Annotated in this window: 19 protein-coding genes and 1 tRNA gene; 1 reads left to right on the top strand and 19 read right to left on the bottom strand. The window is 43.8% G+C overall.

Translation table 11 applies throughout. The features are described 5' to 3' along the window. Nucleotides 1-131 precede the first annotated feature (131 nt). From ACQRBN_RS08495 to ACQRBN_RS08530, 8 genes are all read right to left on the bottom strand, one after another. Entirely contained in the window at nucleotides 132-929 is a 798-nt protein-coding gene (locus ACQRBN_RS08495) for a glycyl-radical enzyme activating protein (protein WP_427738574.1), read from the bottom strand. A 20-nt stretch (nucleotides 930-949) separates the two neighbouring features. Beyond that, complete coding sequence (locus ACQRBN_RS08500) at nucleotides 950-3,340, bottom strand: glycyl radical protein (RefSeq protein WP_427738575.1); 2,391 nt, start codon at nucleotides 3,338-3,340, stop codon at nucleotides 950-952. Between the two features lie 100 nt (nucleotides 3,341-3,440). Then, on the bottom strand, nucleotides 3,441-4,325 hold the full coding sequence (locus tag ACQRBN_RS08505) for a helix-turn-helix domain-containing protein (protein WP_427738576.1): 885 nt from the start codon (nucleotides 4,323-4,325) through the stop codon (nucleotides 3,441-3,443). A 170-nt stretch (nucleotides 4,326-4,495) separates the two neighbouring features. Beyond that, nucleotides 4,496-4,580, bottom strand: a tRNA-Leu gene (locus ACQRBN_RS08510). Between the two features lie 67 nt (nucleotides 4,581-4,647). Then, nucleotides 4,648-5,184 (bottom strand): DUF5662 family protein, encoded by a 537-nt coding sequence (locus ACQRBN_RS08515; protein ID WP_427738577.1) that lies wholly within the window; start codon nucleotides 5,182-5,184, stop codon nucleotides 4,648-4,650. Between the two features lie 29 nt (nucleotides 5,185-5,213). Beyond that, on the bottom strand, nucleotides 5,214-5,876 hold the full coding sequence (locus tag ACQRBN_RS08520) for a TraX family protein (RefSeq protein WP_427738578.1): 663 nt from the start codon (nucleotides 5,874-5,876) through the stop codon (nucleotides 5,214-5,216). Between the two features lie 4 nt (nucleotides 5,877-5,880). Beyond that, a complete protein-coding gene (locus ACQRBN_RS08525) occupies nucleotides 5,881-7,572 on the bottom strand; it encodes an alpha-amylase family glycosyl hydrolase (RefSeq protein WP_427738579.1) in 1,692 nt (563 codons plus the stop codon). Between the two features lie 71 nt (nucleotides 7,573-7,643). Further along, nucleotides 7,644-8,654: a sugar ABC transporter substrate-binding protein gene (locus tag ACQRBN_RS08530; protein ID WP_427738580.1), complete on the bottom strand. Its 1,011-nt coding sequence runs from the start codon at nucleotides 8,652-8,654 to the stop codon at nucleotides 7,644-7,646. 171 nt (nucleotides 8,655-8,825) lie between these two features. Between ACQRBN_RS08530 and ACQRBN_RS08535 the strand changes: the two genes are divergently transcribed. Then, nucleotides 8,826-9,116: a DUF1292 domain-containing protein gene (locus ACQRBN_RS08535; RefSeq protein WP_427738581.1), complete on the top strand. Its 291-nt coding sequence runs from the start codon at nucleotides 8,826-8,828 to the stop codon at nucleotides 9,114-9,116. On the opposite strand, the gene ACQRBN_RS08540 is transcribed toward ACQRBN_RS08535, so the two are convergent. From ACQRBN_RS08540 to ACQRBN_RS08590, 11 genes are all read right to left on the bottom strand, one after another. Further along, entirely contained in the window at nucleotides 9,099-10,985 is a 1,887-nt protein-coding gene (locus ACQRBN_RS08540) for an ATP-dependent helicase (RefSeq protein WP_427738582.1), read from the bottom strand. The two genes, ACQRBN_RS08535 and ACQRBN_RS08540, sit on opposite strands and share 18 nt — an antisense overlap. A gap of 10 nt (nucleotides 10,986-10,995) precedes the next feature. Beyond that, nucleotides 10,996-12,456: a glutamate--tRNA ligase gene (gltX, locus tag ACQRBN_RS08545; RefSeq protein ID WP_427738583.1), complete on the bottom strand. Its 1,461-nt coding sequence runs from the start codon at nucleotides 12,454-12,456 to the stop codon at nucleotides 10,996-10,998. Nucleotides 12,457-12,546: 90 nt separating this feature from the next. Beyond that, nucleotides 12,547-13,065 carry a threonine/serine exporter family protein gene (locus ACQRBN_RS08550; protein ID WP_427738584.1) on the bottom strand — a complete coding sequence of 173 codons (519 nt, stop codon included), beginning with the start codon at nucleotides 13,063-13,065 and terminating at the stop codon, nucleotides 12,547-12,549. Beyond that, entirely contained in the window at nucleotides 13,062-14,294 is a 1,233-nt protein-coding gene (locus ACQRBN_RS08555) for a GNAT family N-acetyltransferase (RefSeq protein WP_427738586.1), read from the bottom strand. Before ACQRBN_RS08555 ends, ACQRBN_RS08550 begins: the two co-directional genes overlap by 4 nt. Before the next feature lie 134 nt (nucleotides 14,295-14,428). Further along, nucleotides 14,429-15,232 carry a hypothetical protein gene (locus tag ACQRBN_RS08560; protein ID WP_427738587.1) on the bottom strand — a complete coding sequence of 268 codons (804 nt, stop codon included), beginning with the start codon at nucleotides 15,230-15,232 and terminating at the stop codon, nucleotides 14,429-14,431. A 97-nt stretch (nucleotides 15,233-15,329) separates the two neighbouring features. Then, nucleotides 15,330-16,274: a thioredoxin-disulfide reductase gene (gene trxB, locus ACQRBN_RS08565; protein WP_427738588.1), complete on the bottom strand. Its 945-nt coding sequence runs from the start codon at nucleotides 16,272-16,274 to the stop codon at nucleotides 15,330-15,332. Between the two features lie 76 nt (nucleotides 16,275-16,350). Further along, the gene (gene purB, locus ACQRBN_RS08570) at nucleotides 16,351-17,784 is read right to left on the bottom strand and encodes an adenylosuccinate lyase (protein WP_427738589.1); all 1,434 of its coding nucleotides are present in this window, start codon (nucleotides 17,782-17,784) and stop codon (nucleotides 16,351-16,353) included. Between the two features lie 40 nt (nucleotides 17,785-17,824). Continuing rightward, nucleotides 17,825-19,252, bottom strand: a complete 1,428-nt coding sequence (purF, locus tag ACQRBN_RS08575; protein WP_427738590.1) for an amidophosphoribosyltransferase — start codon at nucleotides 19,250-19,252, stop codon at nucleotides 17,825-17,827. Between the two features lie 104 nt (nucleotides 19,253-19,356). Next, nucleotides 19,357-20,127: a hypothetical protein gene (locus tag ACQRBN_RS08580; RefSeq protein ID WP_427738591.1), complete on the bottom strand. Its 771-nt coding sequence runs from the start codon at nucleotides 20,125-20,127 to the stop codon at nucleotides 19,357-19,359. Continuing rightward, nucleotides 20,102-21,385, bottom strand: a complete 1,284-nt coding sequence (locus tag ACQRBN_RS08585; protein WP_427738592.1) for a DUF5716 family protein — start codon at nucleotides 21,383-21,385, stop codon at nucleotides 20,102-20,104. Before ACQRBN_RS08585 ends, ACQRBN_RS08580 begins: the two co-directional genes overlap by 26 nt. Nucleotides 21,386-21,404: 19 nt before the next feature. After that, nucleotides 21,405-24,698 (bottom strand): DUF5717 family protein, encoded by a 3,294-nt coding sequence (locus ACQRBN_RS08590; RefSeq protein ID WP_427738593.1) that lies wholly within the window; start codon nucleotides 24,696-24,698, stop codon nucleotides 21,405-21,407. Nucleotides 24,699-24,787 lie beyond the last annotated feature (89 nt).

Below are 24,787 nucleotides of genomic sequence, written 5' to 3' on the forward strand. Positions count from 1 at the left end.
TACGGGGATTCTCACGCTTACACCTTGTTAACGAAACGCCCCGTTCTCAGAGCCAGCCATCTTCTTCTGCTTCACCGTACACTTTCGAAAATCTACTTTTCTCCACTAAATTCCCATACAAACAAACGCTGTCACATCAACATCCCAGCAAATGACTCTCCTTTAATCTTCACGATTCTGTTAGGATCCGTTTCCTTAATCACTTCTGCCAATCTTCGCATCTCTTTCATCCCTGGCGTCTGTGTCTTCGGCAATTCATACTGCACATCCATTTTCCGATACGTATCTGTCCCTAATTTATGATACGGCAGAAGTTCGATATCCTTTACTTTTGTAAGAGGCTTTAAGAACTCCGCCGTTTTCCTGCCATTTTCCTCACTTAGATTTACGCCCGGAACAGTAGGAATACGAATATGAATATATCCCTGATATTCTTCTTGGAGTCTTAACAAGTTGCTCTTGATCAATTCATTTGACACTCCGGTATAATACTGATGCTTCTCATCATCATATACTTTAAAATCAACATACATCGTCGAGAGAAACGGAAGCAGTAGACGAATCTTCGTCTCATAGTCTCCATACAGACTTGTCTCAATCGCTGTCTGCATCCCTTCCAGCATACATTCTTTCAATATTTCTGCCGCAAATTCGCTCTGCATCAGTACTTCACCGCCGCTTATGGTCACCCCTCCTCCAGAATGGAAGAAAAAGATAGAATCTTTACAAACCTCTTTTACCACCTCTGATACGGTCATATCTTTTCCATATCCGGTTGCGCAATGGGAATAACGATACTGAGATTCTGGCGTAGAACACCATTTACATTTCAAAGGGCATCCTTTTAAAAATACAACTGCCCTTAACCCCTCTCCATCATGAATCGAAGTTTTCTCTATTCTCAAAACCTTTCCTGTCAGTTCGCTCATTCCCATTCCCTCCAGTTATATTAGCCACAGCTGCATCCATATAAGGATTTCTGCTCTGTTCTTCCAATGATTTCGTCCTGAACATCTTTTCCAAGTTCAGTAAAGTATGCTGTATATCCAGCCACCCGCACCAGTAGTCCACGATAATCCTTCGGATTCTTCTGAGCTGCAATCAGAGTCTCTCTATTGATTACATTAAACTGTACATGGAATACACCCAGTGAACACATACTCTTTAACAGTGCCATCATCTGCTGGATTCCATTCTCGCTGTTCAGCATCTCAGGTTCAACCTTCATATTCAAGAGTGTTCCCTGTACGAATCGATCGTGCGGAATCTTGGATACAGATTTTAATACCGCTCCCGGTCCTTGCGTATCCGTTCCGCCATTTGGCGATACACCATCTGCCAATGGTTTCCATGCATTTCTTCCATATGGGAGCGCTCCAACTTCAAGACCAAACGGTGTATTTCCGGAAACAGGAAGAATACCAGGTGTCATCGTTCCGAACTTACTCTTATAACTCTCTATCTCATCAGCAATGAATGTATACATTTCTCCGATCATCTCATCAACTGAATCATCATCATTTCCGTATTTCGGTGCATCCCTACACAACTGCTGAATAAATTCATAACCCTCAAAATCCGAATTCAATGCATCTACAAGCTGCTGCATTGTTATCTTCTTTTCGTCATAAACAAGATTCTTTACTGCTGCCATACTGTTGATCAGATCGGCAACGCCAATCAATATAATTCCATTACCTGTATTATATTTTGCACCACCCCATGCATAATCACTACAATTCTCAATACAATCACGGAATGACAGAGACAAAGCCGGCACAACACGATCCATGCACACATTGTCAATTACATGGCTTCCTTTTACCACTGCACGTACTGCGTAGCAAAGCTGCTTTTTTACTGCTTCTTTGAATTCTTCATAAGTCTTAAAACTTGTCGGATCGCCAGTCTCAACAGAAACTTTTCTTCCGCTCTTTCGATGAACGCCATTCGTCATTACGAATTCAATCATGCCACCAAGATTGATATCTGCAAGAGCTGTGTACTGGCGAAGTCTTCCTTCTAAGTTTGTCTCAACACATCCGCAAGGATTCCAATCCAGTGCATCGCGAAGTGGAATTCCTTTGTTCATCACCATACGGATACCAATATCATCATTGTGGAATGCCGGGAAGCCTGTGCCAAGACGAATCAGTTCCACAACTTTGCGCAGGAACTTATTGGGATTCTTTGCCAAGGAATACCTTACAGACAGAGACGGCTGATATAACTGCACATCCATCGTTGCCTGAAGGATCAGGTATGACAAATCGTTAACCGCATCCATTCCTGCAGTTGTTACTCCTCCAACGCAGACATTCTGGAACATCGGATAACCTGCAGCAAATTCTGCGGTAACAGCATCCTGGAACAGACACGGCTCCGAGAATTTGATCCACAGGCAGTCCAGAAGTTCCTGTGCCTCTTCTTCTGTCAAGATGCCTTTCTCGATGTCTGCCTTGTAATACGGATATAAATACTGATCCATACGGCCAGGATTGTAACTTGCAGCATTCTGCTCCATAAAGATACAAATCTGATAGATATACAGAGACTGTAATACTTCACGGAAAGAACGCGCCGGATATCTTGGAACACGGTGGCATGCCTCTGCAATATCCAAAAGTTCCTGTCTTCTCACCTCATCCTGTTCTTCCGCTGCAAGACGCTCTGCTTCCACCGCATATCTCTCTGCCAGTTCACAGATTCCTTCTGCGCTTATCAAAAGCGCATTCAGATAATCCTCTTTTTCAATATCACCTGGAACTGTTGCGTCAAGTGTTGCTTTTTTCTTACGGATTGTCTCACAGATGCTCTCGATCCCTTCCTCAATTATCTGGCGATAACCGGCAGTCGTCTCTCCCCAACCACGTACAGCCTTTCTGTTGATATACACCTGCCCAGTGTCTCGAAGATCACGGCAGTCATCCGGAATCTGTTTTAACCATGCTTCGTAAGTAGATCTTCCCTGCCAGAACGGCTTTATCTCCTTAAGAAACATCTGTCTGTCTTCTTCACGAAGTTTAAATGGATCATATTTACGGTCATTAATTGTATCAATCTCATCATCCAGGATGCTCCAGCATGTATCAACACAAAGAATACCTCCTCGCATTTTACTTCCGGAACATCCTACAATCAATTCCTTATCCCATATCTTGACTGTCTTTTCACGGCACTGCTTGCGGAATGCTTTTGCTTTCTGAATGCAAAGCGGTTCGCCAGTTGTCTCTCTAAAACTCTCTGTCATGATGCGTGCATTTTCCAGATCCATCTCCGGAATCGTATGTACCACACGGTCTTTCATAAACTGAATTCGATCCATAAAATTAGCGCCCATTATTAAACCTCCTACTATCAATTTCATTTCTTTATTGATATTAGTTTAACAATAAACGCTGTTCCCTGCTATAAAAGACTTAACCAAAACTATAATAATCTTAACATTTTTTATTGCGAAATTCATTGGGTGTCATTTTTGTCTTTTTCTTAAAATACTGGATAAAATGGCTGGTATCGTTGAATCCACACTGAAGAGCAATCTCCGTGACAGGCATTCCCGTGTAATTTAACATCTCCATCGCCCTCGAAATGCGGTATTCAAGAAGATATTGGTTCGGACTCTCTCGAATCAATTCTTTGAAACATCGGCAGCACTCACCTTCACTAACGTTCACTTCTGCTGCAATATCTTTCAGAAGTATGTTATTCATATAATTTTCATGAATGTAGGACAGCATCTTCTGCATACGCTCCTGCTTACGGACATATCCTTTTGAAGGGTTTTTTAACTGATCCTGTGCATTATTAATCAAGATCATCCAGATTGTAACCAGTTTCTGTGATACTTTATATTCATACATAGGCTCTCTCTTAAGGAGAATCTCCTGTAACTCCCAAAGTTCATCTAAGATTTTTTTCTGCCACTCAATTTCTTTCCGAAAAACAATTGCCGGAAATCGATAATTATTGGTATATGGCATTACATAATCTCTCTCCATACGGCTGCCCACAAAAAAACCAAGAAGTTTATCCGGAAAATTGATACTGATATATCTTCCATCCTCCGGCAGTTCACTAGTAATATGCAGCAGATTCCGATTGATGAATATCGCCTGCCCCTCTTCCAATATATACATCTTGCCATCTACCTGCATAACAACAGAGCCATTCGTTACAAGCGTGAACTGTAATTCTTCATGCCAGTGAAGATCCATATGTCCCCTGCCTTTCGGAACAATCTTATCCTTTGTAACAATATACATCCCCACAGGAAATGAAGTATCATCATAACGATTAATTTCATGTAATGGTTTAGTTTTCATAAAACTCCTGTCTTTAAAAGAACATCAAAAGTATTGAGTTCGTTCCATACACATTGTTCCCATTGTTAACACTCAAGCGCCCAATAATATATTAACAATGGATATCAAAAAAGAGTATAAGAAACTTAAGAAAAAAGCAGGAAACATACCGTTTCCTGCCTTTTTCTTAATGCGGAAGATGGGACTTGAACCCACACAAGCGCAATGCTTACAAGATCCTTAGTCTTGCTCGTCTGCCAGTTCCGACACTTCCGCATGACGTCTTTATCAACCGTCCGAAAATTATAATACTACATAGACCTACAAATGTCAACATCTATTTTTATTTTTTTAAAATTACTTTTTTTATGTAACGGAAGGTCTTCTCTTCTCCTTCTTCTGCCAGCATCTTAAGCAAAAAATGCAGAAGCCTGGCTGTCTCAGGATGTATCATCTTCCCCAGTTTTCCCGCACCCTTCTCATAATATTCCAGCGGATGCGTATCCTTATAATTACTTCCCTGGTAGGTCTTAGATGCTGCGACACGGTCCATGAACATCTCTATCACGTACTTCTTAGGCATCTTAAGCCCTATAATGCCCTCTTTTGGATTCACGCTGTAATCAATCCAATATTCATAATGATGCTTGTTCCTGCCCTTATGATGCAGCCACGCCTTCGAATATCCCGTAGCCTCACGCTCTGCATTATTAGGGCTTCTGGTTCCTTGATAATACTTACAGCCCACCAGGAACTCTGTGGGTGTATATTTTGACAGATCATGCAAGAGCCCCTGCTTATAAAGCCCAACCTTAAAACATTCTTTCATAACCAGTAATTTGTGATGATTAATCGTCTTCAAATGCTCTAACGCTTTCATAACCTTCTACTTCTCTTTCTCATAATTCTCTACATCAGACACCTGCTAATTCCATATAACACCAGCAGATGTGCCGGATAAAAAACGTAAAAGAAATACTTCATCCTTCTCCCGCGTTCTCCATTATACAATGCAATCGGAATCATAGCCAGCGCGCCATATCCCTGCACACTCCCATTCCAAAGCAGATTCCATACTGCTCCGCCTGCCATCTTGGGTAAAAAATACTGCCGGAATACATAGAAGACGCTAATCAGCAGAATCCCTTTGAAACTATAATCCGTCCGCAGCAGATTCGCAAGCCACATCACCAAAAGCACTTCTATCAACTTCTCCGGCCAGTCACCGCCCTTCTCCAGAACATACATCATAACAACGCCTAGCAGCAGTGTAAAAAAAACATTCTGATACTCGAATTCCAGAATCCTGCCGTGAAATGCCAGATCATAAGGTATCTCAGATATCACGGCAAAGATTCCAAGTCTCAGCATATACTGATAGATATCATGCGTATGAACAAAGCCTTCTACCAACAAAAAACAGAATATAGGAAAAGACAGCCTTCCAAGATAACGCCATATCATTTCTCCAGGGTAGATGATCGCGCCAGTATGGTCTATCACCATTGTAATAATCGCGATCCATTTTAACTGATACGATGTAAGACCCGCCCTCCGTAATACCTGTTCCATCTTCCTACCTGCCCACAATCACCATAATCGTTCTTGCCTTTACTTCTACGAGTCTCTGACTCTCAAGAAGTTCTTCTTCTTTCAGAACTCCTTCCTCCGTAGATGCAATCTTATACCACTTCTTTTTCTTAGACAATGCCGGCAAAGCGAATGTATGATCTACCCAATGCATATTGTAAGCCACAAAACAGTCTTCACCATCTACAGCCATCCCGCTGTAATAAACTCCCAACTGCCTGCTTGCAATCTCAGAAGGCACCCGCCATGCACTCTCACCATGATAAGATACATCCGGCACACCGCATTTCATCTGATTCATTCCCTGCATCTCTTCTTCTGGCCAGAAGACAGGATAGTTCTTCCTTATAGCGATCAGAGACTTCACAAACTCCCACTGTTCTTTTCTTCTGTCCAGTCTCCTCCAGTCAACCCATCCGGTAGGATTATCCTGGCAATAGACGTTATTATTGCCATCTTGCGTATTCGCGAATTCATCGCCTGCCAGAAGACACGGAGTCCCTTGTGCCAGAAGAAGCAAAAGGTAAGCATTGCGCATCTGCTGATTACGCAGTGCAACTACAGCCTTCTTTCTGGATGGACCTTCCGCCCCGCAATTCCAACTGAAATTATAATCAGGACCATCCTGATTGTTCTCGCCATTCGTCTCATTATGTTTCCCGTCATAGGACACCAGATCACAGAGCGTGAATCCATTTTGATTCGTGATATAATTAAATATTCCTTCCCTCCTGGAATTATGACGAAGCCAGTATATCACTTCGCCGATCATTCCTTCATCTCCCTTCAGGAAACGGCGCATAACCGTCTGGAATCCAGTCTGATGAACCATAAGTTTCGTCTTCTTCAGGATAGGATCTGCATAGATTCCATCCATCGGGGCAATCAGAGGATTCAGGATGAATCCATCGATATGATACTCCATCCGATAATACCTTAAACATTCCTCGATCATCTGTTTCGGAGTTTCTCCGGTAAACGGCATCTCAAGCACAACTTCTATCCCTGCCTGATGGCAGGATTTTACCATATCCTTTAGTTCTCTTACCGCATCTTTTGACTTCGCATAAGATGCTTTCGGCGCAAAAAAGTATCCTTCTCCATATCCCCAGTAATTCCGATACCTTAAGTTCTCTTCAAAATCATAAACCGGCATGCAGTGAATCTGGTTAATCCCCAGATCCTGAAGATACGTAAGTTTCTCTATCACTCCGCGAAACGTTCCTTTATTCCTTACTTTTGACGACGGATGTTTTGTAAAGCCACGGACATGCAGACTATACGCAATCACACTGTGATAAGGAAGTTCCAATGGCTTATCCCCTTCCCAGTCGTACTCCTTGTCATACAGAATTCCCCTTACTTCGGACTTTGATGCATCACGCTCTTCTCCCCAGATCTCCCGTCCTGTCAGCGCTTTCGCGTAAGGATCTATAACAATCTCATCGTCAATCTGATAGTTATACTCATAATCCGATGGCGTAATGTCTTCCAGTGTAAGATACCGCACCTCGCCAATCTCCTGTTTCATCTCATAAGTCATACACGGCTCATTCTCGCCTGCACGGTATAGTAATAACTGACATTCTTTTCTCTGTGGAACTGCAGTTGAAAAATTCACCACATTTCCTTCAATCGTAACTCCTAACGGTAAGGGCCGCCCCGCTCTTTCTCTCATGCCTTATCCTTCCTGTTGTCTGTATATTGTACACGTTACACCCTACATCCAACTATTCTGTTGTTCATATCTTATTGCCATCCGTCTACGCCATACATATCAACGTTGTCTTTATTAATCATGAATACTTCTTCATAAGTTTCTTTTTCGTAGTCCTTGCCATCTAACATATCCACCGCAACCTGCACCGCTGTCTTGCCTATATTAATCGGAGACTGCGCCGCCGTCCCGGCAATCTGGCACTCTGGCTTTCTTAACTCCTTCTTAATGTCCGGCGAACCATCCACCCCATAGATAATCACCTTGTCAAGTCCTTCCAGATTCACTGCCGTCTTAGCCGCAACCGCCAACTGGTCATTCCCGCACATAATCGCCATGACATCCGGGTACTTCTCTACAATTCCTTTGGCCGCCTCCAGCGCCTTCTCAAACTCTCCATTGGTATCCTCTCTTGCAACAACTTCAAACCCTTTTTCCGCCTTGGCAATCGCCTCTTCAAACCCTGTGATTCGCTCGTTGATAGAATTCTGCGTCGGACATTCAAGGATTGCCACCTTGCCACCTTCCGGGCATCTCTCTATTAAGTCTTCCCCACAGATGTATCCCGCATTCTCATTATCGGAACCAATATAGGCATCTACATAGTCCATCTCTTTTACCTGGGAATCGACATTGATAATCTTCACCTCTGCCTCCTTAAGTGCCTCCAGAGACGGAGTGATCGCCTCCCAGTCTACCGGGCATAAGAATATGGCATCTATTCCTTCCTCAATCAATTCCTGAATCTGCGTCGCCTGCAGTTCAGGATCAGAGGCCGGATCCTTAGTGATCAGCCTGTATTCATCCTTATCCAGCGCTTCCTTTATCGCTGCCTCTAATGTGATAAAATAAGGATTCTCCATATCCATTCCGCTGAATCCAAATACATATGTATCATCATCTTCTTCTGCGTCTTCGCCATCTTCTGATTCTTCTTTTACTGCATTATCCTCTGGTGTCCCTACATTCTTCTTGCAAGCAGACAATGCGAAAATACAGACAAACAGTAATGCTAATACCCTTAGCATTCTCTTTCTCATCATAATAGCCTTCCTCCTTATGCGCATATTTGCATACACATCTTTATTTTACAACATTTTTACGCATTTGGCTACTCTTTTCATTTTCCTGCCCATTCTATCAAAACATTCTTGCATTTTCCGGGGTCCTTTGGTACAGTTATTATATCTTGTATAATAAAGGAGATCAGTAATATGGATGAATACATGACAGTCGAACTGACACTCGACAATGATGAAGTTGTTGAATGCGCCATCCTCACTCTCTTCGAGGCAGACGGCAAAGAATACATCGCCCTGCTCCCTCTGAACGAGAATGGAGAGACAGAAGACGGCGATGTATACCTCTACCGCTACCTGGAGAATGAAGCGGGCGAACCTGAACTTGCCAACATTGATGATGATGACGAGTACGAGGTTGCCGCAGATGCATTCGATGAGTGGATGGATACCCAGGAATTCGAGGAGTTAGACGGCGAGGAATAATTCTTCAACAAAACGGGAAGGACTTAGGTCTTTTCCGTTTTTTTCTTTTACATAACTGATAATCAGCCTGCTCTTGGCTCTGGTCATCGCCACATAGAACAGACGCCGTTCCTCCTCTAACTCCTCCTCCGTCTTTGCTTTCTTATAAGGGATGCTTCCTTCGTTGCCTGCGATGATGAATACCAGTTCATACTCAAGCCCCTTTGCTCCATGTATAGTCATAAGTGCTACACCTTCTTTACTGCTGCTTCCTGCTTTCTGCTGCTCAAGCATAGCTTTATAATTCTCTACATGGACGAACCATTCTGCAATCGTCTGGTATTCTTTGGAATTCTGCTGAATCTCTTCTAACACTGCCATAAGCTCCTCTAGTGGAATCTTCCGGAACGCCGCATATTCTCTTAAGAATTCATCATACCCCATACTCTTTCTGATATACTGGATCGCCGCATAAGGCGTCTTATCCTTAATCATCTTCATATCCCATTCCAACTGATCGATCCTGTCCATCATCCAGTCCTTATCACAGTAAAAGTTGCGTAATGACTCATAGGATATCCTGCCATCTTTCATACTGTCACGGCTAATATATCTCTTCGGCCTGTTTGCAATCTGAAGAAAATATTTCCGCTCATACTCTCCCTGTGACAGATGAAAGTAACTGCTGATATCCGTTCCGATAAAATGGTCATAAATATTATTCAGATGCTCCTTCATGGTAAATGGAATCTGATATTCCGTCATCATCTCTGACAATGCTCTTGCATCCAGGTTCGTCCGGTACAATACCGCCATCTGCTCGTACGGGATACCACGGTCTGCATATTCCCGGACTGTCTCAAGGATATATTTACTTTCTTCTACCGGATCTCTGACTTCCTGTACGTGAATCGTCTCCCCCGGCTTCTTCTTCGCAACAATCTCTTTCTCATAGCGCTCCTGATTATGACTGATGACCCGCAGCGCACCGTTAACAATGTGTGCATTCGAACGGTAATTCACATTCAGAAGAATCTGTTTTGCCTGCGGATAATCCTTCGCGAATTCCATCATAATTCCGGGCTTCGCCCCACGGAATCCGTAGATGGACTGATCATCATCCCCAACAATAAAGAGATTATCCTGCGGTGCTGCCAGCATACGCACCACATCATACTGTGCCTGATTCACATCCTGGAATTCATCCACCAGAATATACCGGAATTTTTGCTGCCACTTTTCCAGGATATCCGATCTTCGTCTGAACAGATCCCTGCACATGATAAGCATATCTTCAAAATCAATCTTTCTTAATCTTCTTTTCTCTTCTTCATAAGTCTGGTACAGTTCCCGAAACCTGCCGGCCACGTAGCGAGTTGATTCATAATCTCCGATATCATAGCAATTATTCTTCACATTGCCAATCTCAATTGCCAGTTCCTGAAGATAATCTCTTTCATCATCAACTGACGGCAGTTCCTCCCAATCCATACGGGAGGCTGCCTGCTTAATGAGTCCGTATTTTTCTTCTTCTGACAACAGATTAGACTGATTCAGACTATATGCCCATTTCAAGATTCCATAATAGATCCCATGAAAAGTACCAAACGTCACGGGCAACCCCGCACGTCCCATAATCTGCCGGAATCTGTTCTTCATCTCATTCGCAGCATACTTTGTAAAGGTAATGACCAGAATCTCTTCTGGTCTTACCTTATACTTTGTAATCAGATATTCTATTCTTTTCGCTATGGTAAGAGTTTTCCCGGAACCGGGACCGGCAAGGACCATACAAGGTCCATCCTTGTGGGCGACTGCCTCAGCCTGAGCCTGATTTAAACCTACGAGACCTGCCACCGGCAGACCCTTACGGATGCTTTGGCAACTCATAAGATTCCCCTTATCTACTTAATAATTCAATACCTTTTCTGATTCTTCTAAGAGATTCCTCTTTGCCAAGGATCTCCATAATCTCTGTTGCGCCTCCAGGTGTGTTCTGCTTTCCTGACACAGCGGTTCTTACCGGCCACATCACATAACCAGTCTTGAATCCCTTCTCATCCACATAGCCCTTCAGCACGGCAAAAAGCGCATCATTGCTATAATCTTCCTGTGCCTCAAGAAGCGGCAATACATCTTTCAGAACCTCCAGGGACTTCTCCTCATTGGTCTTCATCTTCTTATGGCAATACATTGCTGTATCATACTCCGGCAGTTCCTCGAAGAAATCAATCTGCTCTGCGATATCCGGGAAAATCTCGATTCTGGTCTTCACTAATGCCGCAATCTTCTTAAGATCATAATTCTTCGTTACTACTTTCCGGATATACGGCTCCGCCATCTCGTAGAACTTGTCCGCATCCATTGCCTTAAAGTATTCTCCATTCATCCATTTTAACTTCACAATATCAAATACGGCCGGAGACTTACTCATATGACGGTAATCGAACTCTTTTACCAGTTCCTCTAAAGAGAAGATTTCCTGATTGCCAGTCGGGCACCAGCCCAGCAGTGCCACATAGTTTACAACTGCTTCCGTAATGAAGCCCTGATCAATCAGATCTTCGTAAGAAGAATGGCCGCAACGCTTGCTTAACTTCTTATGATTCTCATCTGTAATCAGAGGGCAGTGCACATAAGTTGGCACTTCCCACCCAAAAGCCTCATAGATCTTATTGTATTTCGGCGCAGAAGAAAGATACTCATTTCCACGCACCACATGGGTAATTCCCATCAAGTGATCATCGATTACATTGGCAAAATTATAAGTTGGGTATCCGTCGGATTTGATCAGGATCAGATCCTCCAACTCTGCATTCGGCACCGTAATATCTCCATAGATATCATCATGGAAGGTTGTAGTTCCTTCTGTCGGCATATTAAAGCGGATTACATACGGCTTGCCCGCTGCCAGATTCGCTTCAACCTCTTCTTTGCTCAGTCCCAGACAGTGCTTGTCGTAGACCACGATCTCCGTCTTGCCATCCTCAGAAACGCTGCTTCTTAAGGACTCCAGCCTCTCCTTATCACAGAAACAATAATAAGCATCCCCCTGCTCGATTAACTGCTTCGCATATTTCAGATAGAGGCCGGAAGCATTACGCTCACTCTGTACATATGGACCAACTCCGCCATCCTTGTCCGGTCCTTCATCATGAACCAATCCTGTTTCTTCTAATGTATGATAAATGATTTCTAATGCGCCTTCTACAAAACGTTCCTGATCTGTATCCTCAATTCTAAGCATAAAATCCCCATCTTCATGTTTCGCAACCAGATAGGCATAAAGCGCAGTTCTCAAGTTCCCCACATGCATTCTGCCGGTAGGACTTGGTGCAAATCTTGTTCTTACTTTACTCATGACTAATCTCCTACTTCCTTTCGTAATTTCTCTATTGCCAACTTATTGTAGCACAATCCATTTATTTCTATCAACCATTTCTGCTCTTTCTTAACTCTTATTCTTCTTAAGCCGCAGTCTTCTCAGATGATTCAGCCGGAATCGCTGCCTCCAGTACCGCAATTGGAAGAACTCTCTTGGAATTGATACGATGCATACAATTCCAAGTACAATCGCAAATGCAACCTTAACAGCACCCATTCCCCGCACGACCGCCTCTGACAACTGATTGGTCACCAGATAATATGCCGTATAGTATACTCCCGCTCCCGGCACCATCGGCAGGATGCCAGCCACAAGGAATATGGTAATCGGACATTTTAGCCGGACGGTCAGCATTCTGGATATGAGGACCACCACCAAGGTACCAAAGAAAGATGCTACCGCCGCCGAAGTATGTACTTCTGCCACACGATACACGAACCATCCGGCAGCACCGGTAAATCCGCAGCTAAGATAGAACCTTCTCGGTACATTGAACAGTATTGCATATCCCACCGTTCCCAGAAAAGCATAGACAATCTGCAGAAAAAGGCTCACAGTAAAGAAATCCGCTAACCGCTCCATCATAATACCAGACCTCCTCCCATATTATTATAGATGCTTAACGTCAGACCTACTCCGATGGCAATGTAGACGAACACAAGCAGTGCATCGATCATCCGGACTGTTCCGGACAGGAAATCACTGTCTGCAATATCCCGAATTGCATTGACGAATGCCAGTCCCGGTACCAGCGGCATGATCGCACCGACGATCATCCCCCCTAGTTGGATACCGTGAAGCCCCGGAATGCGCAGGATCACGATTGCCAAGGCAGTCATGATTGCACCACCTACAATATTAACGATCATCTTGGACATCTTGTGTCTCTGTGCGATCAGTACCCATATGTACAGAAAACATCCGATGAAGAATGCCATCACGCTTTCTAACAGATTCGCCCCCAGCAGATACCCATAACATCCACTGCTAAGCCCCGCCGCAAGAATCTGAAAATATCCTTTTTGCTGCGGCATCTTCTCAATCTCTTTTAATCTCTTGGATGCCTCTTCCATACTGATATGTCCTGCAGATATCTCTCTTGATAAATCATTCACTTCTGCTACGATTCCAAGATGCGAGCCGGATAAGGGAACTTGTTTTACCTTCGTATATGCTTTCTCCGTACCATGCTCTGCCGTAACAAAGATAGCATGACTTAACGTAAACGTATCCACATACTCTACATGGAAACGATTGCAGATTCTGGTAATCGTCTCCTCCACACGGAATATCTCGGCGCCGCTCTTCAAGAGTATTCTTCCTGCCTCCAGCGCAAAATCCACTACCTTCTTTATATCTACCTCTGATTCCAGATGTTTCTTCAGATAGATCATATCCCGAAGCCTGATTCCGTCCTCGTAGATCGGCTCTCTGTAATGATCCGTGAAAAAGTTTGCGACAATGTGTGAATTCACAAACCCACACTTCTCATAGAATTCAATCGTCTTCGTACAATTCCCTGTTCCCACATACATGATATCGCAACTGTTACTGTAATGCTCGCACAGATAATTGATCATATACTTTGCATAACCCTTTCCACGATCCTCCATTCGGGTTGCCAGGTTCTTTAGTTCACACTTACGATTGTTCAACAGCTTCACCACACAGATCGTTCTGATCTCACAGTCATCAATTAAGACAAACAGCTCGCCGTCATCCAGATAGCGCTCAATCATATCCTCCTGAGGGTCAGCTATTAGCAGCATATCCATATATTTTTGTTTGTTTTCTGTTATCTGTTGAATCTTCATATTCTATCCCTTCAAAGCCATAATCTTATTTATTATAACACCAGATTTTTCAAAATTATAGAGGCTTTGTAAAAATTTTGAGGACAGCACCTCGGATTTCCATCCAAAGCACTGTCCTCTTTTCGTAAATTCTCCTATTCATATTCCATGCCTGCCATCGGTCTCCCATTCGGATAGGCAAATATCCCGCCTGATTTGGTATATAAGATTCCATCGCGACTGCAATAGGACGGATTATCAGCAGCAACCTCGATATAAAACAAAGATACAAATCTATCGAATACGCCTGGCTCAATATCACTTATATTAGCCGGAATATAGATTTCTGTCGTCTCTTCACCCAGTCCATCCAACGCTCCCTTAACAATTCCAATACACTTCTCATCTGTAGGAATCACCAATATGCCATCCGTTGCCGAAACTTTATCTGTATAGCCTGTAATATATCCATCCGCATTGCATATGAATCCAGATATCTCCAACTGTTCTTCACCTGCTGCTCCTGCTTCGTCTGCTGCTCCCTCTGCTCCGACTGCGGCAGAAGCATCCTCATTCGGCAGCGCAATCATCTCATCCTTCCCCAGTTCTTCAAGTGAATCCGCTACTGCTCCTCCAGGTATATTCGCTGCCGCCAGTTCAGACACAGCCACTGACAGATGAATGCTTTCCTCTATCTTCTCCGACAATATATTCCGGGCATGATCAACTGTCATCTTCACTGAAGCACAGACATTCTTCATATGTATTCCGGCATTCGGTCTGGTCACGGGATGCTTTGATGTAATACTTGTTGGCACTTCTTCATAACTGTTTACTTGATTCAGACCATAGACATATAGTCCCAGGCAACATACCGCTAAAAGAATTCCACTTAAGATCCTCCTCCATGGCACAACAATTTCTATGTCTATCATTGGCATTTTTAACACTTCATCCATAACCATCCCCCATTTCTCAGCCCATTATATAGTTCCCCTTAGGCAAAACAAAGTGGCATCATGACACCCGATACCACCTTCTAATCCCCTATGAAATCTAACAATAATCTGACATGCTTCTTTCCACCTGAACCGCAGCAATCGCTCCGTCAGCCGTTGCTGTCACCACCTGTCTCAGGCTCTTTACGCGGATATCGCCAGCCGCATACACCCCTGCAATATTCGTATGCATATCTTCATCCGTCAGAATATATCCTCTCTCATCCATCTCAACTATGCCTTCGAAGAGCCGTGAATTCGGAATACTTCCAATGAACCCAAACACTCCGAATATGCCGTCCTTCGCATCTGCCTCGATCTGTCTGGTCTCACCTGTCTTAACATTCTTAACAACCATTCCTTTAAGAAGCCCCTCTCCATAGAGTTCTTCTACCACGGTGTCCCACAAGAACTCAATCTTAGGATTCGCGAATGCCTTCTCCTGTATTGATCTTGCAGCACGCAGTTCATCACGCCTATGGATGATCGTCACCTTCCTTGCGAATCTGGTAAGATACAATGCCTCTTCCACTGCCGAATCTCCACCGCCAACCACATATACCTCAAGACCTCTGAAGAAATTCGCATCACAGGTTGCACAATAAGAGACACCCCTGCCTACGAATTCTGCTTCTCCTTTGCATCCGATTGGTCTTGCATGCGCGCCTGTTGCTATGATCACATTTTTTGCCCTGTATTCTTCTTTCTCCCCAACCAGTACTTTTATCTCATCCTCAAGATGTACTTCTTTGATCGAATCAACAACACGTTTTGCCCCAAACCTTTCCGCCTGTTGTACCATCCGGGCAACCAGAGACGGTCCCGTCTCATCCTCTAACATCTGTCCCGGATAATTCTCAAGTTCTGCTGTAGATGCAATCTGCCCTCCGGTCTGTCCTTTTTCAATCATCAGTACAGACAGCCTGCTCCTTCCGGCATATAGCCCAGCCGTCAATCCTGCCGGACCTGTCCCAAGTACAATCACATCATATAGTTCCGCCATCTGCCTACCTCCTTATGCCATACACTTTAATAAGGACAATATGGCACACTGGCGTGTGCCTATCGTCCTTTTTATTCTATACATTAATCTCTGCTTTTACACCTAAGATATCTTTTTGTTCTTCTAACATTGGATAGACTACATTCTTCAGATATGCGTCTACCTGTACCGCTGCACGTCCTGTGTACTTGGATGGATCCATAGTCTTCTGAAGTTCTTCCTCAGTTAAGTTAAACGCAGGATCATTCGCAATCAATTCTAACAAATTATTGTCCAATCCCTTCTCTTTTACATTACGTCCGGCTTCCATAGACAGTTCACGGATTCTCTCATGAAGTTCCTGCCGGTCTCCACCAGCCTTCACTGCATCCATCATGATATTCTCAGTTGCCATAAACGGAAGTTCTGACATGAGACGTTTCTCAATAACCTTCGGATATACAACCAGGCCATCTACTACATTCAGGCACAGATCCAGGATACCATCGATTGCCAGGAATCCTTCCGGTACGCTGAGGCGCTTATTCGCAGAATCATCCAGCGTTCTCTCGAACCACTGGGTTGCAGAAGTAATCGCAGGATTTAGCGCATCGATCATCACATATCTGGACAAAGATGCTATACGCTCACTTCTCATCGGATTTCTCTTATATGCCATTGCAGAAGATCCGATCTGGCTCTTCTCGAATGGTTCTTCCACTTCTTTCAGATGCTGAAGGAGACGGATATCGTTCGAAAACTTATGAGCGCTTGCCGCAATTCCCGCAAGCACATTCAATACTCTCGTGTCTACTTTACGGGAATAGGTCTGTCCGGATACCGGATAGCATGCTTTGAATCCCATCTTCTCGGCAATCATCGGATCAATCTTATCAATCGTCTCCTGGTCACCATCGAATAATTCCAGGAAACTTGCCTGTGTTCCTGTTGTTCCTTTAGATCCAAGCAGTTTCAGGCTTCCTTTCACATATTCCAGATCTTCCAGATCCATCATGAATTCCTGCATCCAAAGCGTTGCACGCTTTCCAACTGTTGTAGGTTGTGCCGGCTGGAAATGTGTGAACGCAAGCGTTGGAAGATTCTTATGCTCGTCTGCGAATTTCGCCAGTTCTGCGATAACGTTGATCAGTTTCTTTCTTACAATCTCTAATGCCTCAGACATCAGGATCATATCCGTATTATCTCCTACATAGCAGGAAGTTGCGCCGAGATGAATGATTCCCTTGGCTTTCGGACACTGCTGTCCATACGCATATACATGAGACATAACGTCATGGCGCACCTGTTTTTCTCTTTCTTTTGCAACCTCATAGTTAATGTCGTCTGCATGTGCCTTTAACTCTTCAATCTGCTCATCTGTAATTGGCAGCCCTAATTCTTTCTCTGTCTCCGCAAGAGCAATCCACAATCTTCTCCAGGTACGGAACTTCTTGTCCGGTGAAAAGATATACTGCATCTCCTTACTTGCATAGCGCTCGGAAAGAGGGCTCTGGTATCTGTCATTTGTCATATTTATTTCTCCTTTTTTTATTTTTAAAGTAGCAAGTGTTCTATTCGAAGGCCTGGGATACGTCTTTTCCGGGAACCTTGGTTGGATACTCTCCCGTGAAACATGCATCGCAATATCCCAGATCTCCCACCATGTCCTTCAACTTCTCAACTTCCATATATCCCAGAGAATCCGCGCCGATCATCTTGCGTATCTCCTCCGTTGTATGTGAATGGGCAATCAGCTGCTCATTCGAAGGCACATCCGTTCCAAAATAGCACGGATACAAGAACGGTGGCGAACTGATTCTTACATGTACTTCTTTGGCTCCCGCTTTCTTCAGCATCTTAATGATATTCGCACAGGTAGTTCCGCGTACAATCGAATCATCCACCATAACGATTCTCTTATCCTTCACCACTTCATCAATTACATTCAGCTTAATCTTAACGCTGCTCTCCCTCTGGCTCTGCTTCGGCTTAATAAATGTTCTTCCCACATAACTGTTCTTATGGAACGCCATACCGTAAGGAATGCCCGACTGCTCAGAGTATCCTTTTGCCGCGACCAGACCGGAATCCGGCACGCCTACCACCAAATCTGCCTCCACAGGATAGGATTCTGCCAATGCCTTTCCCGCGATGATTCTGGAATGATATACATTCACATTATCAAGCGTACTGTCGGTTCTCGCAAAATAAATATATTCAAAGATACATCTTGCCTGCTTCTTCGGGCTGATCGCCATCGAAAGATCTGACTTGATTCCATGCTTTGTAATGCTTACAATCTCACCCGGCTCTACATCACGGATGAATTCTCCATCTACGGCTGCAATCGCGCAACTCTCTGACGCAAGGAAATACGTATTGCCTCTCTTACCGATACATAACGGCTTGAACCCATAAGGATCTCTTGCCCCGATCAGTTTTCTAGGCGAACTTACAACCAACGCGTAGGCGCCTTTAATCTTCTTCATCGCGTTCTTCACTGCATCTTCTGCCTTCTTCGCATTCAGACGTTCTCTTGCAATATGATAAGCAATCACCTCTGAATCAATCGTTGTCTGGAAAATCGCACCAGTATATTCTAATTCCCTGCGAAGTTCAATTGCATTGGTAAGGTTCCCGTTATGCGCAATCGCCAGTGTTCCTTTTACATAATTGATTACCAATGGCATCGCATTCTCCACTCTGGTACCTCCGGCAGTTGAATACCGTACATGTCCAACGCCAAGATTCCCCTGCAATGTCTGCAGTGCCTCTTCATCAAAAACTTCATTCACCAGTCCAAGTCCTTTCTTAGACCGCACTTTTCTCTCGCCATAAGTGTCTGTCACTGCAATACCGCAACTTTCCTGTCCTCTGTGCTGTAACGCAAAAAGCCCATAATATATTGACGGAGCAACATCGCCCCCATCCATATCATAGGCTCCAAACACGCCGCACTCTTCTCCCATACCCGTTGTCACTTTCTCTAATCTGCTCATGAATGCAACTCCTTACTGAATACTAATTCTTCTGGGCTCTATTCTTTTTAAATACTTTTTTACTTCGCTATAAGTATAATACAGGGCAGAAGGAAAAGCAATAATCATTTCTTGTCAAGTCTGCGATACTCCTTCTTCCACTGTTCCAGGTATTCCTCCGGTATATCGACATCTACCTCCTGACGCACACTCTTAACCTCTTCCTTCAAAACGGAATCTACACTTAAGTATACCGGATTACCGGACAGCATCTTCACATACTGCTCTCCCGGCAGATAACGATAACAACAGTACAGATACGCTTTCAGCATATCCGTATCCTCGCAGATCCGATATGCCTCCAGATACATATGTGCCGCCTCTTCATATAAGAACAGCCGGCCATAGGCAGCCCCCAGGCAAGCGTAGATCTTGCCGTAGAAGGACTTATGCACCGAATCATCCCATTCCCTGTTAATGATAGACTGATATACCAGGATTGCCGTCTCATACTCTCCACTGTTCTGCAGGCTGTCCGCCTTATACTTCATCCGCTCTACATCTTTCTGATTCTGAAGATGCTCAAGGATGTTCTGTATCTTATTAATATCAGCCGTCGCATAGATGGTTGATTCTCTTAAAATTGTAAGTACGAACTGTTCCATAGAACAATTCTGCCTTAATTCCTCCCGCAGACGTTCTGCGAGTTCTTTCAATTCCAGTTCCCGATCGATCCAGTTACATAACTGCCGGTTGATAATCGTATAATCAATCAGATAGAGGTTATTGCATATATAATAACATAACTCCTCTATCGTATAGATCCGCATATGAACCCTGGATATCTCATAAGGCTGTTTTGCCCGTTTTCTATGACATAGAATTAAACTGCCCATTGATTCCTCCTAAATGTAATACCTTTTCCACCTGAAAACCTGTTGACGGGAAGAATTCTCCAAATCCCACATCTCTAAATGTCAGTTTACAAGTACGCTCATCCAGGAACATCGCTTCTATCTGCACCCGAAGCGAATAATCCCGCCTCTCCGGAAGTCCCTGCAAGGATACCGTCTCCACCTGCAAGTCCTCACCCGCCAGCGTCTCCACATGAATCTCAATATCTGAAGTATCCTCTAAGATAACTTCCCACTGCCCGTCAGATTCATACCAATGGGTTCCCCACGCAACGATCGGATACCAGCCCTCATGTCCGTTCACACGCATCCGCAGACAGATCTGTTCTGTCATCTTCGTCTCATCCAGATAAATTGGTCCTTCATCATAGTCCCTGCATTTGCGAATCGACGCATAACATGCACCCTTGCTGTATAGGTTATTCCCGAGAAATGCTCTTCTTCCGTTACACAATACCTTCAGAGAATTCGGATACCAGTTATTCTCGAATCCCTCGCCTGTCAGATATACTGACGATACTACCTTCTTCTCGAAAACACTCTGGATAAACGTCTTAAACCTCTCATCCGCATCCTTCGCCTTATCCACATTCAATACAGGATAGATGGCTGCCAATTCCTTCATCCGCGCATTCGCCACTTCATCCACCGTTACGAACATATCTTTTCCTCTGCCGCTGATCGCATTCAGCCGCCTTAACATATATGCCTGTATCTCCTGCGCATCACAATAGAACAAGGCAGATTCATACTGCCATAATTCCTTCGGCTGATAGAACATATAGTGACAAAAACTTTCCTTATAGTCCTGCACGCACACGCACTCTTTTGATATGCCCAGATACTGCCCGATTCCTTTGAGCATCTTAGACATGTCAATATTCGTAAACGGAACAGAAAACGTAATATATTCAATGTCTTTAAATCCTTCCAGCGTCAGGCTTATGAACTTCGCCAACAGCCAGACAGCATCATGATTCTTCGCACCGACTCTGACCTTCTCCCGGCGCATAGCCCTGTGAAAAAGATCTGTCACCGTGCATCCCTCATTAATCGTCGCCAGTCTCTTCGCCTCTTTTCCGAATACCCAGCGCTCCTTATAATATCCAAGCATCAGAGGAATCTGATAATTATCCACTGCAACTTCTAATGTCTCCGGCTCATCCTTCGCCTCATCGTAATAACTGATCTGACAGTATTTCTCATTCAGATCATATCCCAGTATACTGCCTCTCTTCATTATCATCTCCTCCTTCCCGCTAATAGATCTTGAATAACTCTTTTGCCATGATCTCTTCTTCCTGATATTCCATCATCGCCTGTTTGCGTGATGCCGACGGCATGCCAATCATGCGATTCAGCCTTCCGTATTTGCCCGATTCGGATATCTCTCTTTCATTCTTAAGCAGGGTTTTCTCTGTTGCAACATCTTCTTTGCCTTTGCTCTCTACAAAATAATAGTTCACCGCCTCATCCTGATACAGAACGAACTGTTTCACATAGAGATTCTCATATACAGGCATCAGCACCTCGCTCTGATAGCCTAATTCTTCCCGATTGCCACGCCTCATCTTATGGTATAGTGTAACCCGGCTGCCCTGTCTAGACTGATATGAGATCATAGTTTTATCATATAACTGTAACTCTCTAAGCCATTCTTCTTTATACTTCAAATAATATGGGAACACGATCTGCTTCTCGCACATCTCTCTTAACACTTGATGCAGAACAGCCTCCATGGAAGCCGTATAATCCTGTCCCGAATAATATTTCAGAAGCGCAATCTTACAGATGTCTGCAAGATCCTCTTTCTGATCACATTCATGTGCAATCATGTCGAATACGTTAGAATCCAGTTTTCTGCCATACACCACATATTCTCTGGACACGTAGGCAAGATATGCCTGCTTCAACCGGAAATATACATTATCCGACAGATAATAATCTTCGAATATCTTCTCCTCCTCGAACAAGTTCTCAGAGAACAGCATCTGTGTAATGATACGCTCACTTACTTTATAAGATGGGATGCCGTATTCCTTAAGCACCTTCCAGAGTCTCTTCATATCCCCGGTTGCGCCGCAGTAATAATTGGCAAGGTACATCAACGTCACCTTATCATATTGCTGTCTCTTGAACAATTCAAAACACAGATAGTTCAGGAATTCATCCTCTTCGTAATTATCTTCCCTGATTCGCTTGCTGCACAGGCGGAAGACATCCTTCTCATCAAATGCATTGATTCCCTTTACCTGAATACCTTCGAACGTAGGATCTTCCCTCTCATTCTCTTGCTTCCAGACACCGGTGGATGCCGCATACTTACGGCACATATCCAAGAACCGCGGTTCATAGAAGAGTCGTCTCGTCTCATATACAATAGAATCTGTGTAATGGCGTCCCTCTATAGACTCCCATACGATTCTGGACTCTTTATCATAGAGATAGATAATGGTTCCCTCTGCCGGATCATAAGGGATTCTCTGCCGTATGCTTCCATCCTTCTCAATCACCAGAACGCAATTCATATTCGGAACCTTTGTAGATATCTCATAGGAATAACAGATATCACGCATGGCCTCCATACGCTCTGCCGTCATCTCATCCTCCTGGCAGAATCTCTTATACAGAATCCGAAGCGACTCTGTAATGTGCCTCTTCATCAACTGTTTCCAGGTAAATGCAACCATCTGCTCACGATAATTCAGGTACAGATCACCAGCCTGCTCCTCATAAGTCACCAGATTCGCATACAGAAAAGCCGCCTTCTTATAATTCAGGGAATTGCCATGCATAAAATACAAGAGTATCACCTTCGGCAATGGTCCGCGGGAGTTATCCTCATCAATCGTCATCATATAATACTCATAGAGCTGGGCAATCTTAAGTTCAGCCTCTACCGCCCTCTGATACCATACAAAATAACGCTTCTGAGTCTTATTTCCCTTGATCAGCAGCGTACAGATGGTGTTCAGAATCATAGGCTCACTGTACATCTTGTAGATGCGCTCTAAGATACGGAACATGGAATGACTGTAATTCTTCTGTTGGCTTGCAAAATTCGATACATACAACGCCAGTTCCTTCGTCATCAGACGATATTTGGACGCAAAATTCAAAACCTGCATCTCGAAAGGTCCTAACTTCTTCAAGAGTGTCGGCTTCTCCTGATAACAGAGATAAGATTGCAGATAAAACAGCACTCCATGAATGTCATACTGAAACTGCTGTTCCAGCACTTCAATTCTCTTATAAGCATTCTTATATCTTGGGTCCAGATCCAGAATCATGCTCAAAAGCGCCCAGGAATCCTGGTGGCGCATGTAAGTCTTGCCAATCTCATCCAGCACACGATCCACATGATTTCCTTTTCCACGAACCAGCGCAGTCAGATACAGATAATAGCAGTTGGTTACTGGATCTTTTCCGATAGCAAATCTATTATAATTGTAATTTTCAAGAATCCACTTCGCTTCTTCCACTTTTTTGCCTACCATATAGATATGGGCTTGCATTAACTGGTACATCTCGCTCTGTGGTTCCAATTTCCTCAGTGCCGTCATCTTCTCAACAGCACTTTCTACCCAATTGTTAAGTTCGATTCTTCCAGCAGTATAGCCGATATATTCCTTCAATATCTGGGCGATCAGAAGTTCCGGCACATGATGATTCTCATCATATTCCTGATTCTGAAGCACTTCAATCTCATAGGTCAGCGTCTCATACGGCGTGACAAACTTAAGCGCGCCGTAATTACGTCCGCCATGAAGATTCTCCGGACGAACCACATATTCAATCTCATGAACATTTCCTACGAAATCTTCCGTACTAATCTCCGGACGGGAGACTCTTAAAAATACGCCTTCTGTCTCAATCCGAATCGGCATATATCCCCAGGTATTCTTCAGTATCGTCAGCGTTCCCTTGGTCGGCTCAGAGATATCCTCAAAGAGCATTCCTTCTCCTGGCAACGTCAGGAAGATGCATTCTTTCTGCTTGATTCCTACCAGGAACTCTTCCATTGCCTGATCGCCAAGAGACCATTTACGCATATTGTCATATAGATAGAATGTACGCTCATTCTCGTATTTTAAGATCTCATAGAACTCTCTGGAGCGGAACAGCCTTCCTGCCTCTGAGAAATCCTTGATCGCTAATTTTCTGAAATCATCCGTACTCTGGACTTTGCCATAAGAGGTCATAACGTATGGCTTCTCAATGATAGCCGTAAAAGCCAGTTCGTATTCTCCGCCACTGCACACCACAGTAAACTTGCCCTGTTCTACATGTCCCGGACGCAAGCCTCTTCCGTCATACGTGAATTCTACTTTTGCAGGATTCCCCTCGAATCCCTGGTCTTTAAAATGAACACGAAAAGAAGACGGGTAGACCAGCCCCCGTATCGTTCCTTCGCTGTTTGTCTTGATTGTAAAACTTCCCCGATATACTTCCCCTTCTCCTATAATGAGAACCAGATTTGTTTCATCAAATATGACATCAGGTTGTGATAACTGAAAGTCTCCTTTGGAAAATTTCTGGATTTTATTTTTCAAGTCTGACACCTGCTTCTTTCGTTGCTTTTTTCTTAAAACATACTATAATGAATTATAGCATTGTTTGATTGGGAAAGGCAATGCTGTAA

The sequence above is a fragment of the Bariatricus sp. SGI.154 genome (assembly GCF_050313795.1).
GTDB lineage: Bacteria > Bacillota > Clostridia > Lachnospirales > Lachnospiraceae > CAMBRQ01.

Coding starts and splice junctions, on each gene's coding strand:
- gltX (WP_427738583.1), bottom strand. CDS start 12,456: ATGAGTAAAGTAAGAACAAGATTTGCACCAAGTCCTACCGGCAGAATG.
- trxB (WP_427738588.1), bottom strand. CDS start 16,274: ATGGCGGAACTATATGATGTGATTGTACTTGGGACAGGTCCGGCAGGA.
- ACQRBN_RS08525 (WP_427738579.1), bottom strand. CDS start 7,572: ATGAGAGAAAGAGCGGGGCGGCCCTTACCGTTAGGAGTTACGATTGAA.
- purF (WP_427738590.1), bottom strand. CDS start 19,252: ATGAGCAGATTAGAGAAAGTGACAACGGGTATGGGAGAAGAGTGCGGC.
- ACQRBN_RS08550 (WP_427738584.1), bottom strand. CDS start 13,065: ATGATGGAGCGGTTAGCGGATTTCTTTACTGTGAGCCTTTTTCTGCAG.
- ACQRBN_RS08535 (WP_427738581.1), top strand. CDS start 8,826: ATGGATGAATACATGACAGTCGAACTGACACTCGACAATGATGAAGTT.
- purB (WP_427738589.1), bottom strand. CDS start 17,784: ATGACAAATGACAGATACCAGAGCCCTCTTTCCGAGCGCTATGCAAGT.
- ACQRBN_RS08520 (WP_427738578.1), bottom strand. CDS start 5,876: ATGGAACAGGTATTACGGAGGGCGGGTCTTACATCGTATCAGTTAAAA.
- ACQRBN_RS08580 (WP_427738591.1), bottom strand. CDS start 20,127: ATGGGCAGTTTAATTCTATGTCATAGAAAACGGGCAAAACAGCCTTAT.
- ACQRBN_RS08500 (WP_427738575.1), bottom strand. CDS start 3,340: ATGGGCGCTAATTTTATGGATCGAATTCAGTTTATGAAAGACCGTGTG.
- ACQRBN_RS08495 (WP_427738574.1), bottom strand. CDS start 929: ATGAGCGAACTGACAGGAAAGGTTTTGAGAATAGAGAAAACTTCGATT.
- ACQRBN_RS08540 (WP_427738582.1), bottom strand. CDS start 10,985: ATGAGTTGCCAAAGCATCCGTAAGGGTCTGCCGGTGGCAGGTCTCGTA.
- ACQRBN_RS08585 (WP_427738592.1), bottom strand. CDS start 21,385: ATGAAGAGAGGCAGTATACTGGGATATGATCTGAATGAGAAATACTGT.
- ACQRBN_RS08555 (WP_427738586.1), bottom strand. CDS start 14,294: ATGAAGATTCAACAGATAACAGAAAACAAACAAAAATATATGGATATG.
- ACQRBN_RS08505 (WP_427738576.1), bottom strand. CDS start 4,325: ATGAAAACTAAACCATTACATGAAATTAATCGTTATGATGATACTTCA.
- ACQRBN_RS08515 (WP_427738577.1), bottom strand. CDS start 5,184: ATGAAAGCGTTAGAGCATTTGAAGACGATTAATCATCACAAATTACTG.
- ACQRBN_RS08530 (WP_427738580.1), bottom strand. CDS start 8,654: ATGATGAGAAAGAGAATGCTAAGGGTATTAGCATTACTGTTTGTCTGT.
- ACQRBN_RS08560 (WP_427738587.1), bottom strand. CDS start 15,232: ATGGATGAAGTGTTAAAAATGCCAATGATAGACATAGAAATTGTTGTG.